The organism is Bradyrhizobium sp. YCK136, from assembly GCF_044570075.1.
Classification (GTDB): Bacteria; Pseudomonadota; Alphaproteobacteria; order Rhizobiales; family Xanthobacteraceae; genus Bradyrhizobium; species Bradyrhizobium diazoefficiens.
In genome coordinates this window covers 849,722-864,902 of the sequence record NZ_CP172424.1, presented here as the reverse complement: position 1 = coordinate 864,902, position 15,181 = coordinate 849,722, and the positions used below count along the sequence as shown (strand labels likewise).

General features: G+C 57.6%; 20 protein-coding genes and 1 pseudogene. 13 read left to right on the top strand and 8 right to left on the bottom strand.

Annotation, left to right across the window (positions count from 1 at the left end):
* The first annotated feature begins 56 nt into the window (after positions 1–56).
* Complete coding sequence (locus tag ACFLEY_RS04175) at positions 57–287, top strand: hypothetical protein (RefSeq protein WP_129557465.1); 231 nt, start codon at positions 57–59, stop codon at positions 285–287.
* A gap of 71 nt (positions 288–358) precedes the next feature.
* A complete protein-coding gene (locus ACFLEY_RS04170; protein ID WP_063824267.1) occupies positions 359–748 on the top strand; it encodes a hypothetical protein in 390 nt (129 codons plus the stop codon).
* A 125-nt stretch (positions 749–873) separates the two neighbouring features.
* Here the strand turns inward: ACFLEY_RS04170 and ACFLEY_RS04165 are convergent, their stop codons facing one another.
* Entirely contained in the window at positions 874–1,230 is a 357-nt protein-coding gene (locus tag ACFLEY_RS04165; RefSeq protein ID WP_129557464.1) for a hypothetical protein, read from the bottom strand.
* 158 nt (positions 1,231–1,388) lie between these two features.
* On the opposite strand from ACFLEY_RS04165, the gene ACFLEY_RS04160 reads away from it, so the two are divergent.
* The 3 genes from ACFLEY_RS04160 (at position 1,389) to ACFLEY_RS04150 (ending at position 3,016) form a co-directional block, all read left to right on the top strand.
* A complete protein-coding gene (locus ACFLEY_RS04160) occupies positions 1,389–1,907 on the top strand; it encodes an Hsp20/alpha crystallin family protein (protein ID WP_082755848.1) in 519 nt (172 codons plus the stop codon).
* A 263-nt stretch (positions 1,908–2,170) separates the two neighbouring features.
* Complete coding sequence (locus ACFLEY_RS04155) at positions 2,171–2,317, top strand: hypothetical protein (protein WP_249162812.1); 147 nt, start codon at positions 2,171–2,173, stop codon at positions 2,315–2,317.
* 126 nt (positions 2,318–2,443) lie between these two features.
* The gene (locus ACFLEY_RS04150; protein ID WP_082755847.1) at positions 2,444–3,016 is read left to right on the top strand and encodes a Spy/CpxP family protein refolding chaperone; all 573 of its coding nucleotides are present in this window, start codon (positions 2,444–2,446) and stop codon (positions 3,014–3,016) included.
* Positions 3,017–3,214: 198 nt separating this feature from the next.
* Here the strand turns inward: ACFLEY_RS04150 and ACFLEY_RS04145 are convergent, their stop codons facing one another.
* From ACFLEY_RS04145 to mgtA, 3 genes are all read right to left on the bottom strand, one after another.
* Positions 3,215–3,607 carry a PRC-barrel domain-containing protein gene (locus ACFLEY_RS04145; protein ID WP_060910065.1) on the bottom strand — a complete coding sequence of 131 codons (393 nt, stop codon included), beginning with the start codon at positions 3,605–3,607 and terminating at the stop codon, positions 3,215–3,217.
* A gap of 114 nt (positions 3,608–3,721) precedes the next feature.
* Complete coding sequence (locus ACFLEY_RS04140; RefSeq protein WP_038959623.1) at positions 3,722–3,922, bottom strand: CsbD family protein; 201 nt, start codon at positions 3,920–3,922, stop codon at positions 3,722–3,724.
* 361 nt (positions 3,923–4,283) lie between these two features.
* Entirely contained in the window at positions 4,284–6,887 is a 2,604-nt protein-coding gene (mgtA, locus tag ACFLEY_RS04135; RefSeq protein WP_396604957.1) for a magnesium-translocating P-type ATPase, read from the bottom strand.
* Positions 6,888–7,346: 459 nt separating this feature from the next.
* Between mgtA and ACFLEY_RS04130 the strand changes: the two genes are divergently transcribed.
* The 5 genes from ACFLEY_RS04130 to ACFLEY_RS04110 all read left to right on the top strand — a co-directional run bounded on the left by ACFLEY_RS04130 (position 7,347) and on the right by ACFLEY_RS04110 (position 10,168).
* On the top strand, positions 7,347–7,598 hold the full coding sequence (locus tag ACFLEY_RS04130) for a hypothetical protein (protein ID WP_060912856.1): 252 nt from the start codon (positions 7,347–7,349) through the stop codon (positions 7,596–7,598).
* A 205-nt stretch (positions 7,599–7,803) separates the two neighbouring features.
* A complete protein-coding gene (locus ACFLEY_RS04125; RefSeq protein ID WP_060910064.1) occupies positions 7,804–8,262 on the top strand; it encodes a Spy/CpxP family protein refolding chaperone in 459 nt (152 codons plus the stop codon).
* A 264-nt stretch (positions 8,263–8,526) separates the two neighbouring features.
* The gene (locus ACFLEY_RS04120) at positions 8,527–8,652 is read left to right on the top strand and encodes a CsbD family protein (protein WP_309142073.1); all 126 of its coding nucleotides are present in this window, start codon (positions 8,527–8,529) and stop codon (positions 8,650–8,652) included.
* Positions 8,653–8,734: 82 nt separating this feature from the next.
* Positions 8,735–9,571, top strand: coding sequence for a hypothetical protein (locus ACFLEY_RS04115; RefSeq protein WP_060910063.1), 837 nt, complete (start codon positions 8,735–8,737; stop codon positions 9,569–9,571).
* Positions 9,572–9,724: 153 nt separating this feature from the next.
* Complete coding sequence (locus tag ACFLEY_RS04110) at positions 9,725–10,168, top strand: septal ring lytic transglycosylase RlpA family protein (RefSeq protein ID WP_396604956.1); 444 nt, start codon at positions 9,725–9,727, stop codon at positions 10,166–10,168.
* A 315-nt stretch (positions 10,169–10,483) separates the two neighbouring features.
* On the opposite strand, the gene ACFLEY_RS04105 is transcribed toward ACFLEY_RS04110, so the two are convergent.
* Positions 10,484–10,708 (bottom strand): hypothetical protein, encoded by a 225-nt coding sequence (locus ACFLEY_RS04105; protein WP_211433463.1) that lies wholly within the window; start codon positions 10,706–10,708, stop codon positions 10,484–10,486.
* A gap of 236 nt (positions 10,709–10,944) precedes the next feature.
* On the opposite strand from ACFLEY_RS04105, the gene ACFLEY_RS04100 reads away from it, so the two are divergent.
* Entirely contained in the window at positions 10,945–11,112 is a 168-nt protein-coding gene (locus tag ACFLEY_RS04100; protein ID WP_171901192.1) for a hypothetical protein, read from the top strand.
* Between the two features lie 143 nt (positions 11,113–11,255).
* Positions 11,256–11,372, top strand: a pseudogene (locus ACFLEY_RS04095) (DUF3096 domain-containing protein); the annotation flags it as partial.
* Positions 11,373–11,453: 81 nt separating this feature from the next.
* Here the strand turns inward: ACFLEY_RS04095 and ACFLEY_RS04090 are convergent.
* From ACFLEY_RS04090 to ACFLEY_RS04080, 3 genes are read right to left on the bottom strand one after another with little or no spacing between them, the layout of a single operon-like run.
* Positions 11,454–11,831 (bottom strand): response regulator, encoded by a 378-nt coding sequence (locus tag ACFLEY_RS04090; RefSeq protein ID WP_060910061.1) that lies wholly within the window; start codon positions 11,829–11,831, stop codon positions 11,454–11,456.
* A complete protein-coding gene (locus ACFLEY_RS04085; RefSeq protein ID WP_060910060.1) occupies positions 11,821–12,876 on the bottom strand; it encodes an HWE histidine kinase domain-containing protein in 1,056 nt (351 codons plus the stop codon). The genes ACFLEY_RS04090 and ACFLEY_RS04085 overlap by 11 nt, the downstream gene beginning before the upstream one ends.
* A 41-nt stretch (positions 12,877–12,917) precedes the next feature.
* Complete coding sequence (locus ACFLEY_RS04080) at positions 12,918–13,091, bottom strand: hypothetical protein (protein WP_211434780.1); 174 nt, start codon at positions 13,089–13,091, stop codon at positions 12,918–12,920.
* Between ACFLEY_RS04080 and ACFLEY_RS04075 the strand changes: the two genes are divergently transcribed.
* Positions 13,073–15,019 (top strand): ABC transporter ATP-binding protein/permease, encoded by a 1,947-nt coding sequence (locus ACFLEY_RS04075; protein ID WP_060910059.1) that lies wholly within the window; start codon positions 13,073–13,075, stop codon positions 15,017–15,019. The genes ACFLEY_RS04080 and ACFLEY_RS04075 overlap by 19 nt on opposite strands.
* Positions 15,020–15,181 lie beyond the last annotated feature (162 nt).

Genomic DNA, 15,181 nt, shown 5'->3' with positions numbered 1-15,181 from the left:
TCCTCGGTGCAACCTGCGCAAATGAGAGCCGGATCAGCCGTCAAAGAGATCATGCCATGGCGAAGCAAGGGACTCCCAAAGCAAGAACGAAAGAAGGCGTAGTAAGGAGCAGGAAAGACGGGGTTCGAGAGATTAGCGGAATGCTTGATTCAATTCGGCTGGATTGGAACGATTTATCCAAGAAACCTGTCGCCGTTCGACACACCAATGGCATCAAGAAGCTGCTCCGTTGGTGTGAAGCCGAATTAAAGGCGCTGAGGAAGCATTACAATGAAACCGATGGGTGAGCACCCCATAACCGGCGACGGTGTTTCCTCGAAGTGGTGAGAATACCATAGCGAACGAAGGGCCGGCGGATATGGCACCCCAAAAACTTCGACTACCATTTAACTTTAGCGATCTCGAACATAGACACGACAAGCTGATTTCGCCGCGCGATTTTTTTCACCGAATGTTGCGGGCAATCGGTGTCTGGTGTGCGCTTGCCCTGTTCGGGCTCATCATTGGCATGGCAGGCTATTGTTACTTCGAAGGCATGTCGTTTCCAGACGCCTATGTGAACGCGGCCATGATCCTCTCCGGCATGGGGCCGCTCGGCGAACTCAAGACGACTGCCGGAAAGCTCTTCGCGGGCTCTTACGCAATCTTCTCTGGGCTCATTATCGTGATCGCTACGTCCTTTGTCCTCGCACCCATTTTTCATCGCGTGCTGCATCACTTTCATGTCGAGACAGCAGAAAGAGAGTAGTTGCACTCTCCCGTGCACCCACGCGCCAACGTTCCTGATCGTTGTCGCCGGGCAACGCCTGGCCAGCGTTCAGGCGAGCCGGCCTAGATGCGGCGTCTACGCCGCGACGACAAAACAATGGAACGTCAACTCCAATCGATAATTGGCGGCATCGCGGACGGATCCAACAGCGTTTCGAGATGCTCGCACGACCGTTTCGCCAGGCCCTTGTGATCCAATATCGTGATCATGCCTCTGGCATCGAAATGAGGACCTGTGTTTGAATTTTGCCGGCCTTTTGTGCGCCGCACGCCCAGCGTCTCAGCCAGCAATTGCTGCGTCAGCCCGATCTTGTCGCCGCCAATAGGCTTGATCGGGATGCTTCGTCGGTCCGCTAACCGCCACGAGCGGTATGTTGCTTGAACTTGTTTCGTTGTCGGCGCGAATAGACCAGCACCGACGTGGTGTTGCGAGGAACAGTTCCAAATCAACCTATAGCTCACGAAATCGCTAGATCGCTTTCACCGTCGCTTAGGAGCTTCGTCATCATGGGCGGCCTTTCCGCTTCGAAATAAACCGTCGATTTTGCGCTACATCAAAGCTGCCGCGAGCGCGAGGAGCAGGCTTTATCTGATATTTCTTCAACCTGCGGAGAAGCCAGATGAGCCTTCCGAAATTGTGGACCACCAGCCTGGAACCTGCATTCGACCCGTTCAGGGCCATGCGGCGTGAAATGGAAAACGCGCTTCGCGCTTTCGATCAGGGCTCGCCTTCGCCCAGCATTGGCGCGGGAGCGCCGGCAATCAATGTGGCGGAAACCAAGGATGCCTTCGAGGTGACAGCCGAACTTCCCGGCGTGGACGAGAAAGACATCAAGGTCAGCCTGGACGGCAATCAGCTGGTTATCTCCGGCGAGAAAAAGGCGGAGAGCACGAAAGATGAAAAGAACTGGCACGTCGAGGAGCGCAGCTACGGCTCATTCTATCGATCGATGTCTCTGCCCTTCGAACCGGAAGACGGAGCCGTCGAGGCTCATTTCGACAAGGGCGTGCTGCATCTCGCCGTCAAGAAGCCTGCCAAAGCGGTGAAGACCACCAAGACGATCGATATCAAGACCGGCGCTCCCCCGAGCGCGAGCTCTGCGCCGAACAAGGTCGCGGCACCTGACAAGGCCGCCTAGCCCTGTGCAGCCGTCGTCGAAAGCCGGAGACCCGAACTCAGATAAGCTGGTCGCGGTCTCCGGATTTTCTCATTCGTCTTCTTCGATGCCGCGATCGAATGAGACCTCGCAGCTTGATCGGCTTTTTGGTCTCAGCAGGGCCACTTGTCGCGCTTGTGAGACACGATGAGAGTTCCGATGAAAAAGCCAGTTCGCTCAATTGACGAGCCTGAGCTGAGCCTGAGGAGGCACCACGTGCCGACCGGCCGCCGTCGGAAGGATTTGTGGTGGTTGTCGACGGGCACTTCAAGTCGGAATTCGAGACGGCCGAAGCGGCAAAATCAGACGGTCGCAAACTGAAATCGACCTATCCGATGCTCAAGATCGAAATCTATGACGCCGTTACAAAAGTCAGAACGTTATTGGGCTAAGAAACTTAGGCCAGGTTCCACTGTCTCAGCCACACGTTCCTTTAACGGAGGCCGGTCCGAATCGCGTCGGCGCGTTGACGTGCACAAGCAGAAGCGCTGCGCCTAGGACTCCAGGAAGGACATCCCATGTCACCTTTCACCCATTCCGCTGCCATGTCCGTGCCCTTCGTCCGCTTGGTTGCGATCACGGCGCTGGTAGGCTCCACAATGCTCGCCAGCGCGTCGGCTCGCGCCGAGACCAACCCAGACGCGGCAATCCAGTTGGTGCAGGCCGATACGAGCCGGGCCGCCGCGGGAGCCACCGAGGCAAAGGGAGAGAGCGTCGAACAACGGATAAGCACTCTTCAGAGAGCGCTTAAAATCACGCCCGACCAAGAACCGAAATGGGACGCGGTAGCGCAAGCGATGCGCGAGAATGCCATAAACATGGACACCTTGATTGCGGAAAATCGGAGGATTCCCCCACAAGACATGACCGCAGTCGACGATCTGAAAAGCTATCAGAAATATGCACAGGCGCATGTCGACGGGCTGAAGAACCTGATTGCATCATTCGCGACGCTTTACGACGCGATGCCCAACGACCAGAAAAGGATCGCCGACGACGTTTTCAGGACCTCCGAACGCGAACGCTCTCCTGCGCCGGTAGTTTATGGTCCGTTCTTTCCCTTCTTTCCGTATTTTCCATTCAGCAGGTAGTGCCAGGGAAACGCTCGCCGCAGGGCACCTATTCGACGATCTGTAAAGCGATTAAGCCGCGTAGATCTCGATCGGTTCTGGAAACCCTTGAGTTGGTACACCTTGGCCTCGCTGCGCTACCCACGCCTGCCGAGCGGCCAGCTTCCAAGCTTTCGCTTGGCTACGTCGGGCGCGGTGCACGCACAACCCCGGGAATGGTCACTCCTTAGAGTATTCAAACGCCGGCAGCATCTTAAGCCCGTCCTTTGACCCGCCTGGCAACACAATCTTCTTATCGGCGAACTTCAGGCTGTCATAACGGACTACCACCAGGTGGGTGCCCATACCCAAGAAACCACCGATGGACAGAACGGCATAGGGCTGCTTTCCATCTCGCGTCACAAGGAGGTCATCAATCTTCCCGATCGTTTCATCCGCGTCGTTGACGATGCTGCTGCCAATGACCTTGGAGGCTCGATAGCCGGCCGCCACAGTCTGCAGATCGACTTTTGCTATCTCTACTGATTGTGGTGCGCCCTGTGCGTTTGCATGTGAAATAAGAAGGCTCATGCCAATCATTACAGCGCCGGAGAACAACGTCGTTTTCTTCATCACTACTCTCCTTTGCTAGGTGTGCACCTAGCTACAAGAGGCGATATCGCTAAGCGAGGCGAGGCCGCCGAAAGAGAACGTCGACCAAGTCGATCAGCGGCCTCGATTAGCAACTTACTTTAGGGTAGAGAACCAACTATCAATGTCCTTGCGAACCTGGTCTTTCGCAAAACCATATCGCTGCTGAAGCCGCCCCTCTAGCTGTTCGCGTTTGCCGTTGATCGCAGTGAGATCGTCGTCGGTAAGCTTGCCCCATTTTTCCTTCACTTTGCCTTGGAACTCTTTCCAGTTTCCTTCAACTCGGTTCCAGTCCATGGTGTATCTCCAAAGATGAGATCAAACACGCGCCCGTCGAAACGAGGCTTAGCAAGTAAGAACGATTACGCTCGTACGGCTCTTGACAAAGATCAAAGTGAGGTACTCGGATAAGCCTGAGGACCAGACGCCGCGATGGGCCACCAGAGGCCAAGATTCATTTCACGCCGAGGTCGTCTCCTAGACCACCAAAAGTTCGACCTCCAGCACGATGACGCTGGCCTGCATTGCAAGAGCCGTCCTCCTCGAGATCGGCCAGCGCGATCACGAGCGCGGCGCCGACGAGACGCTTGGTCTCATCAAGTGGAGTGGGCCAGCGCGGATGGATAGGCCTCTCTCGCGATTACGAAGCCCGCTGAATTCAACTCAACCCGAACCGTCCAATGAACCACGTCTTCACGACATGCGTCAGGATGACGTAGCTCGGAAGAATAAGGCTGAGCGCGATCCAGTAGGTCGGCGGCAGTGGGACGAAACCCAAAAAGCCCGCAAGCCAGGAGTATGGGAGAGCTATTCCGATTGCGGCAATGATGAGGGTTGTCGTGATGAGCGCTGTGCTGGCTCGACTCTGAAAACACGGAATCTTCGCCGTGCGAATAATATGGATGATCAAGGTCTGGGTAAGCAGCGATTCGACGAACCAGCCGGTCTGGAACAATGCCGGGTTATTCCACGCATTGAAGGCGTAGAGCATCGTGAAATAAGTGACATAGTCGAAGATCGAGCTGATTGGGCCGATGAACAGCACGAATTTCGTGATGTTGCCAATGTCCCATCGCCGCGGCACCGCCACAAATTCCGCATCTACATTATCGGTCGGGATCGTGGTCTGCGAGCAGTCGTAAAGCAGGTTGTTGGTGAGCACCTGAATCGCCGTCATAGGCAGAAACGGCAGGAAGATGCTGGCCCCGAGCACGCTGAACATATTACCAAAATTGGAGCTCGCGCCCATCTTGATATACTTGGTGATGTTGCCGAACACCTTACGTCCCTCGATAACGCCGTCGCCGAGCACCGCCAGGCTCTTCTCGAGCAAAATGATATCCGCTGACTCCTTGGCGATGTCGACGGCGCTGTCCACGGATATGCCGACGTCCGCCGTCTTGAGCGCAGGCCCGTCGTTGATGCCATCCCCCAGGAAGCCGACGACGTGCCCCTTGCGGTGAAGGGCATCGATAATGGCGGCCTTCTGCGACGGCGACACCTTGGCGAATACCGTCGCGGTCTCCGCCAGGTTCGCCAACTCTTCCGGCGACAGCGCCACCATCTCGCTGCCGAGAACGATGCGGTCCACGGAAAGACCAACATCATGGCAGATCTTGCGCGTAACGATGTCGTTGTCCCCGGTCAGGATTTTCACTTGAACGCCGCCAGCCTGTAGCGCGGCAATCGCCGGGGCGCATGTCTCCTTCGGAGGGTCAAGGAATGCGATGTAGCCGAACAACATGAGATCGGCCTCGTCGGCGACAGAGTACGTCGCCTGAGTTGGCGGCATCTCCTTGGTGGCGACAGCGATGACCCGAAATCCGTCCGCGTTGAGCTTTGCCGTCGTTTCCTTCGCGGAGGCGAGATGGCTCTCATCGAGGAGACCCGTCTCGTCACCGATCGCGTAGCGCTTGCAGACCGCGAAGACTTCTTCGACAGCGCCTTTACAGATGAGGATATGAACTCCGTCGTCGCGCCCGAGAACGACGGACATTCTCCGCCTCTCGAAGTCGAATGGTATTTCGTCGATCTCCTTGAACCGCTCCCGAACCTTTAGGCCACCTTCGAGATCACCGTGCTTCAGGACCGCGACGTCGAGCAGATTCTTGAGGCCGGACTGGAAATAACTATTCAGATAGGCGTACTCGAGCACGCTGTCTGAATCGGCGCCCCTAATGTCAAGGTGGCGCTTGAGGATAATCAGGTCCTGAGTGAGAGTGCCGGTCTTGTCCGTGCACAACACGTCCATGGCCCCGAAGTTCTGGATTGCATTGAGACGCTTAACAATGACTTTCTTTCGGGCCATTGCCATTGCGCCCTTTGCCAGATTGACCGTCACAATCATCGGCAACATCTCGGGCGTCAAACCTACAGCCACGGCGACCGCAAACAACAGCGCTTCGAGCCAGTTGCCCTTGGTCACGCCATTGATCACAAACACAAGCGGCGCCATCACCAGGATGAACCCGAGCATCAACCAGGTAAAACGAGTAATGCCCTTGTCGAAGCTCGTGAGCTCTCGCGTCCCGGCGATTGCAGTTGCTACGATGCCGAAAGCAGTTCGCGGGCCGGTCAGCACGACGACGCCGCAGCCGATTCCGCTGACGACGGCGCTGCCCATAAAGCAGATATTGGGGAGATCAAACGGAGTCTCAGCCGCACCTTCATGGGGCGCGGCGAGTTTCTCAAGCGGCATTGCCTCGCCAGTGAGGGTCGATTGGTTGACGAAGAGATCCTTGGCCGAAATCAGTCTGAGGTCGGCGGGGATCATGTCTCCGGCAGACAGCAGAACGATGTCGCCAGGCACAAGTTGATCGATCGGAACAACGATGTGGTCGGCTCCCCCCTGTCGACGTACAGAAGCGGTTATCGAAACCATCTTTTGTAGTTCGTCGGCAGCGTTGTTCGACCGATACTCCTGTAGGAATCCTAGGGCGATGCTCAGGACGACCATGATCGCGATCATGATCGCCGCACGCTGATCGCCAAGGAAATAGGATGCCGTCGCCAGTGATAGCAGAAGGATATTCAACGGATTTATCGAGCGCGCAGCAAGCTCGCCAAGAACCGTATGACGCGCTTGCCGAGCGACTCGATTGAGCCCGACTGAGCGGAGCTGCTCGACGACCTGACCGGGCGCGAGGCCCGCCGCCGTGCTGGACAACCGCTGCAATGCCTCGTCGGGCGACAGGCGAGCGACTTCGGCCAGGGCTTTTCCGCTTAGCGTCGATCCTTCGGGTGTACTCGGCGGCGATAGCACAGGGACTAAAGTAGTCGTCACCGCTACCGGATCCAGCTTGTTCAAGAAACGTCTCCTTGCACCGATGGGATCCGCCTGGATCACTGAAAAGAGCTGTTCGGACAAGTAAGCGCGCATTCCCCTAAGTGCATCGGACAAAATGTTCGGTGCGAAAGGAGGCGATTGCGTAGCCACTGCATCCTGCCGCGGGTATCCGAAAGCAGGATATCGACTTGACCAACCGAACGAGTTTCAAGCGTAACGGCTGACTATGCGCGAACTTTGATTGGGATCAATGGCTCTCGCTGCGGACATCGACGGCAGCGGACACTCAACGTCTCAAAGGCAAGCCCTTCCCTGGCTGTCATTGATCCAGGTCAATGTGCGCAAAAAACAAAATCCGGTGCCGCAGGAACCATCATCGGTCGGCGCCATTCGTTTCTTCGTCCGATACCGGACGTATAACAATTGGTGAAGCTCATGAAAAAACTTCTTTTAGCGACGGTCGCCATCGTCGCATTCTCTGCGCCCTCATTGGCGGCTGAAACGACCAAGACTGTCGGCCAAGCGCCGCCATCGTTCTACCTGGCTCAGGATACCGCGACTTTGAAATGTCAAATCGTCGAAGCTCAGCCCGCTGCTGGCAGCAGCATGAAGGTCATCGGTGCTGCTCACACGACAAAGGCATCAGCAGAGACGGCTTTGAAGGCGGATAAGACCTGCGCCAAGTAATTGAGTGCCGGCGCGAGCACGGGACGGGTCTGTTAGTTGCCTACCTCGACCCGTCCCGCTGCTACCGATGGTTTAACCGAGGGCGCCGCCAACCACCAACAGGGACAACTCCATTGACGGCCCGACCGGTCGCTGAGCCTTTGCTCTGCGTGCCCAACACGACACGAACTATTCCCAGTTTAAATTTCCCCAAAAGGAAGACGTCATGCGAAAGGCTCTCATTATCGCTACGACCGCAGCCTTGTTGACCGGTACGGTCATAACCGGGTCAGCGGTCGCGCGCGATCGTTCGGACCGCACAGAATTGACCTTGAGCCAGATCACAGATCAGGCGTCGGCTCGCGCCGCCCAGATGAAGGCTGACCTGCGTCTCACTACAGAGCAGGAGAAGAATTGGCCGGCTTTTGAAACTGCAGCGGTGGATATGTGGAAGAAGCAGACCGAGCAACAAATTGCCTGGCGAAATGCCCGGGCCAAGCAACAGGGTAGCGTCGATCTCATCGACGAAATGCGCAAGGATGCTGACCAGCAGATCGACGAAGCGAATGCACGGAAGAAGCTCGCAGAGGCCGCCCAACCGCTTTACAGCAGCCTCGACGATCAGCAAAAGCACCGATTTGCCGAGGCCCTTTTTCGCAGGGATCGTGATCGGCGCGCCTATTGAGCGACGAAATTGAATAGCGGGCAGCTCTCCTGGCTGCTCGCTATTGCAGCGCCACTCGCGCTACGCGATCGAAGCAAGTCCGCGACTGACTTCTGTCAGTCGCCAGCTCGAAAGTCATCGGCGAAATACCGTTGATACAAATCAACGACGACCAACCATTCAAGCCACAACTTGAAATGCTCCCGTTCAGGGAGTGAGCATTGGAGGATACACCTATGGACAAGGACCGGGTCATCGGAATCGGCGAAGCAGATCGAGGGCACAGTGAAGCAGGTGGTCGGCAAAGCGGTCGGCGACGCCAAGCTGGAGGCGGAAGGCAACGCTGACAAGATCGAGGGTCAGGTGCAGAACGCCGTCGGCGGCATCAAGGACACGCTCAAAGGAAAATAGAACGGCAGCGAGCCTTTTCTTCCCGTCCGGCTTGGGATCGTGCCCTAGCCGAAAGGCAAGAGTCTTTCATTTGGAGGCATCGATGGTTTTTGAATCCGTAGAGATTTCGACCCCTGCTCAAGAAGATGTCGCAGTATCGTGGCCAGCGATTGCGGCGGGTGCAATTGCGGCCGCCGCCCTGACCCTCGTTCTCCTTGCATTCGGTGCCGGCATGGGGTTCTCGGCCGTATCCCCATGGGGCAATTCGGGCATATCGGCGAGCACATTTCAAATCACGACAGGTCTTTATCTGATCGTGGTCGCGCTGCTCGCCTCCGCCATGGGGGGATATGTCGCCGGGCGATTGCGTACAAGATGGGTCGGTGTCCATACCCACGAAGTCTACTTCCGCGATACAGCTCATGGCTTTTTGGCGTGGGCATTGGCCACTGTGATCGGCGCCGGGTTCTTGGCCGCGGCGGCCAGCAACATTGCTGGCGGCGCATCACCGGGACTTGCAGCGGCACCCAATGTGTCGGCAACTGCGGGCTCCGGCAGCCATTTGGATTATTATGTGGATGCCTTGTTGCGACCCAATCCTGCCGCAAGCCCGAATACTACCGATCCGGGAGCAGCTCGCCGCGAAATTGCGGGCATCCTGATGAAGGGCGTTGCTGACGGCGATGTCGCCGGGCCGGACCGCACCTATTTGGCGCAGGTCGTCGTAGCCCGAACCGGACTTAGTCAGGCGGATGCCGAGAAGCGGGTTTCGCATCTGATCGACCAGGCAAAGACCGATTTGGACAACGCCCGAAAGGCCGCGGCCAAATTGTCTCTATGGCTCACCGCCGCTCTCCTTATCGGCGCCTTTGCTGCGAGCCTGGCGGCCACGCAGGGCGGAAGAGTCCGGGATTTAAACGCGAGTCTTACCGACGGGTAGGCGAAGCAACAGGAGGACATCATGGGCCGTGGAATTCTACTTTGGATGTTGGGAGTCCCCATTCCGATTATCATTCTTCTCGCTCTTTTGCGGCACTAGATCGCGAAGGAGCCCTTCGAGATGCTGTGCAGCTCGCCTTGTCTGACGCCGGGCCTGCCACATCGCGAGGAACACACAGTTCACTGCTTCGGCTCCGCCAAGCGAGCAGCCGTCGCGAAATTGCATGTGATTGCCACTGCGTTGCTGCAATTGCTCTTATTCGAGCCGATACACGCGGTCGATGAAGAACAGGATGAGTGCGCTCTTGCCTCGGTCTATTCAACCCTGAGCGAAGAGACGGCAAGCGGACAAGACACCAGCGTCAACGATCGAACCGCCGCGCATCGATCGCTCCCGTTTGGGACGCTCGTCCGCGTCGACAATCAGGCAAACGGACAGTCGGCCGTCGTAAGGGTCACCGATCGCGGCCCGTTCGTCAGCGGAAGAATAATCGATCTATCACAAATCGCCGCACATGAGCTCGGCTTCGCCGATTTGACGAAGGTGTGCCTCAAGATCCTGTGGCTTCCGGAAGCTCGACCGATCAAGGAAAAATGACTGTTGCGATCGGTACTCGCCCGGTTCAGCGGCTTCGCCGACGCACCAGCGCCGTTTGGATCGCTCCGAGACCTCAGTCCAGAGCTATCAAGAGGCGCGGCCCGGAAGTCTGGTCGGCTCGACGACCATAGCGGTGTTCATCGTGTGAACCGCCGCCGTGGGCCGCACGACGGTGGCGGCCCAGTCACCCCTCAGTCTGATTTTCTCAATTGCGCATGAGCATCATTCGATACCTAAAATACATTGCCGCACCGAATTCCCGCTCGAGCGAGCTCGGCGCGTGAACCGCCGCGCGCACGACGGCCTCAGGCGGCGTTATGTCTCATTTTGCTTCTCGTTTGCGATTTGCGCCAACAGCTTGCGTACCCGCTCATCATGAAAGGCCATTCCGAAGAGCGCCAGAACGACCTGACCGGGCGGAAGTTCTTCGTCGCCCTTTGCCTGTCGGATGAACATTTCCATCTCACCGTTCTCACGAACGACAATAGCCGCGTCGTTGGAACGAAGATCAATGCGAGTCGGCCGTTTTAGCCCGAACATTCTCAACTCCTGCTCGCGCGTTTCGCCAGATGGCACATTTCCAACACTCGTGGATGGAATTCCAGAGAAGCAAAATCTCGCCGCTAGACTACCGCACCCTGAGTTTGGGAATTGAAGCTCTATCGTCGGTGAAAGGGCTTGATCCATATCAACCGCGCACGAACCGACCGATACGAAAATTGGATACGCATGCAGGGCGTTACGCAAGGTCCCCCTCGGTGAGCGGAGAGAATAATATGAATTTGCACACACCATCAGTGCCGCTCTTTATCGTCTCGTTGGTGCTTGCTGCACTTGCCTTGATTGGGCATTTCGTACTGCTTCCGTTTGTTACGCTCTATGGTTTCTGGGTGGCTATCATCGCCTATGTCATCCTCGCCGCGGGCGTCGTGATGAAAACCTAACCGCTCCGAAGAGGTGAAGGTTGCAACTCGTTGTTGTTTTCACTCATGGAAAGCTTCGGATTGCGGTGTGTGTCTCAGCCACGAGCGAGATCGTCGCGCCTTCGGTCAATTGTTGCACACTGGATCACTTTTAGGAGATTGAAATCGTTCTCACTGCCAATCACATTGCGCCGATCGTCGCCCTCGTCGCCGGCATGATCCTGATCGTGCCATGGCTATTGAATTTCATCATCGCCATCTACCTCATCGTGGTAGACCTGTCGGACTCAACGGCGTTTACCATTTCGTCGGGTGGAATTGCGTATGCACCAAGACAGACTAAAGACATTTCAGCGATAGGATCACTCTAACGGCGCGAGCTTGAGGCGGCCAAGTGTCGCCGCCAGATCTTCGAACTTGAAGGGCTTCTTCAGCACCGGCCGGCCCGCATAACCGTCTTTCAAATTATGACCGCTGTTGCCGGTCGCATAGACAAACGGTACTCCGCGCGCGGAGAGCGCGTCCGCCACAGGATGACTATCGTTTCCGTCCAAATTCATGTCGAGCAGAGCGACGTCGAACGCTTGCGTATCAATCAGCGTGAGCGCCTTACCGACCGTCGCGGCAGATGTCACCGACTTGCAGCCGAGGTCGGCAAGCATGTCTTCAATCATGATGAGAACCAGCATTTCATCCTCGACCACGAGGGCTCGCAGGCCGCACAGCAACTTATCCAACATGAGCACCTCCTGGCACCGGAATGTCCATCGTGCAGATAAGGCCGTTCGGCCGATAGTCGAGCTGCACGGTTCCTCCCAACTCATGGGCGAGGCCACGCTCAAGCACCCGCGAACCAAAGCCCTTGTGTGGCGGCGGCGTGACCGGAGGCCCACCGTTCTCCGTCCAGCTCAGCAACAGCCGTTTTCCGGCCGGTGTCGTCTCCGTCGTCCACGCAATCTGGATTGATCCGGCCGCGTTGGACAATGCACCGTATTTCACGGCGTTGGTCGCAAGCTCGTTGAACGCAATGCCAAGGGCTAAAGCTGATTTTGGCGGGAAGCGGATGTTCTCCCCCGTGATCACGATGCGATTCGCCCGTCCGCCGGAGACCCCGAATGGCTCCAGGGCATCGTGAGCGATATCGTGCAGACCGGCGCTTTCCCATCTTTCACGCGTCAGCAGGTCGTGCGACCGGGAGAGCGCAAACAGCCGGGATTCGATGGATTGTCGAATCGCCTTCGGATCGGTCGTCATTCGCAATGTCTGCCAGACGATCGATTGCACGGTGGAAAGGGTATTCTTGACGCGATGGTTCAGCTCGTCGATCAGCATCCTGGATCGGACTTCCTCCTCCTTGTGCTTGGTGAGATCGATGAGCGATACGAAATACTGAACGATTTTACCGTCCGTATCGCGAACCGGGCTGACGAAGAGCGCGCCCCAGAATTCGCTCCCGTCCTTGCGGCGGTAGAGAACTTCTGTGCCGCCACCGGACGACCCTTCGAACTCGGTTTTGGTTCGCCTCAAGGCCTCGGCATCCGAACCGTTCGCCATCAGAAAATTGAAGCCTTTGCCGAGCACTTCTTCCCGGCTGTACCCGGTCAGGTCGAGGAGACTGTCGTTGGCAAAAATGATCGGATTGTCGGGCTTCGCCGCGTCCGCAAACAGCATTGGCATTCGGGTTGTTTCAGCGGCAACGACGAACGGGCCGAGGTCCTTGCGAAACCCCTCGACTGCGGCCTCGGCACCCTTCTGCCGGTCAGACTTTTCCGTGATCTCTGGCATGTCCCCGGTCGATCAATGGCGCTTTGCAGGCAATGCCGTGATCACGGTCCTGCTTCTTCCTGAAACAAGCGTTTTGATGATAGCATAATGGTCATGCCGCCGGGGAAGTCATTGCGGTGGGTCAAGATCCCGATCGCCCGGGCCTGCTTAGCTAATTCGGTGACTCCCGGCTGATGAAACAGGGTGACGCGGGCGCATGAAGGCTGACGTTGCATCACCTGCGGCTCCCGAGGCCGTCCCCCAACCGGCGGAGGCAATTCCGAAGCTGCCGCAGGCCGCAGATCCTCTGCTGCCGATCATGCCGGGCGCGACGGCGAGACCTCCTCTCGCGGACGCGCTCATCAAAGCTGCGCCAGTACAAGATTTCAATCTTGCCCGAGACTTGGGCGTGTTCGCGCGTGTTCGCGCCGAAGGTGGACGGCGCGTGGTAGCGATCTTCGCTGCCTCGACGGTCGTCACCATTGCCAACATGTTCGGACAAGTCCAACTCAATGATTGGAACGGCCGGTTCTTCGATGCTGTCGGCCGCAAGGACTTGTCGGGCTTCGTCCACGATCTCCAGGCGTTCGTTGTCATTATCGCCATTTTGTTGGCGCTCACGGTCGCGAACACCTATCTCCAGGAGCGCCTGAAGTTTCGACTGCGCGAATGGATCACCCGTCACCTTCTGGCCGAGTGGCTCAAACCATTGCGCGTCTATCAGCTCGGCTTTGCTGGCGAATATGGACACAATCCGGACCAGCGCATCCAGGAGGATACGCGCCTTTTGGGCGACTACACTGCCGACCTCGGCTGCGGCATCGTCTATTCCTTGCTCCAACTCATCGCCTTCGTCGGCATGCTTTGGACTCTCTCGGCGCAGGTCACGTTCCAGGTCGCGGGCTACGGCATCGCCATTCCCGGCTACATGGTCTGGTGTGCGCTCGCTTATGCCTCGATCGGCTCCGCTCTGACTTGGATCGTGGGGCGACCGCTGATTGCCCTGAACGGCGAGCGATATGCGCGTGAGGCGGAATTCCGCTTCGCGCTCGTTCGGGTCAACGAATCCGGCGAGAGCATCGCACTGCACGGAGGGGAGACCGACGAACGACGGCATCTCGAGGCTGGGCTCGCGGCTGTCGTGGACACGATGCGGCGGATATCCACTTCGCTCGCTCGCCTGACGTGGATCACATCGGGCATTGGCTGGCTGTCGTTGGTCGTTCCGATACTGGTGGCAGCACCGGCCTATTTCGGCGGCAACCTGACGCTGGGCGGCCTGATCATGGTGGCGGGCGCGTTCACCCAGGTCCAATTGGCGTTGCGATGGTTCGTCGACAATTTTTCACGGCTCGCCGACTGGCGCGCAGCGGTCCACCGCGTCGCGCGCTTTCGCGAAGCGCTCGACAATCTCCCTGCGATCGAATCGGGCGCAGAGGAAATCAAACGCGCGCTGCACCCGGAGGGACATCTCACTTTCGAAGCCGTGCGCGTCCTCTTGCCGGACGGACATATCGTTATCGATGACGCGACGGTCAGCATCACCCCGGGCGAGCGGGTCCTGATTGTCGGCGACACCGGAAGAGGAAAATCGACACTGTTCCGCGCCGTGGCGGGTCTATGGCCATGGGGTTCGGGGACAATCCTCACGCCTCCACCCGCAGCCATGGCATTCCTGCCGCAGCGACCTTATCTGCCGCTGGGGACGCTACGAAACGCCCTGAGCTATCCGAGCCCGCCCGACGCCTTCCTCGATGCGGATGTGCGACAGGCCCTGGAGCGGTGCGATCTCGGCAATCTCATTCCCAAGCTCGACACAACCGAGCGTTGGGACAAGGAGCTTTCGCTTGGCGAACAGGAGCGCCTCGCTTTTGCACGCCTTCTCCTGCACAAGCCGGGATGGGTCTTTCTGGACGAAGCGACGGCGGCGCTTGACGAGGACAGCCAGCGCCGCGTCATGGCTCTGTTCGATGATGAGCTGAAGCAGACCACCGTGTTGAGTATTGGTCACCGTCCCGATCTTGCCGTCTACCATACCCGAACTCTCCAGCTCGTTCATGGAGTTGACGGTGACCGCCTCAAGCTCAAACCGCCCCCTGCACCACCTCCGCCACGACGCTGGCTGCAGCGGCTCGACGACTGGCTGCTGACTATCCGGCGATAATGGGGGACCATTTCGGGCACCTACAACTTTTGATTTGAGTCAACAGGCTTGGCTTAACTTCGCTACAAGATGAGTTCCTTATTGGAAACTCATCTATCAACCTCTGGTTGATCAATGTTGAAGCGATGACGTCGCGACCAAACCACAAAGGGAGCTATCGAA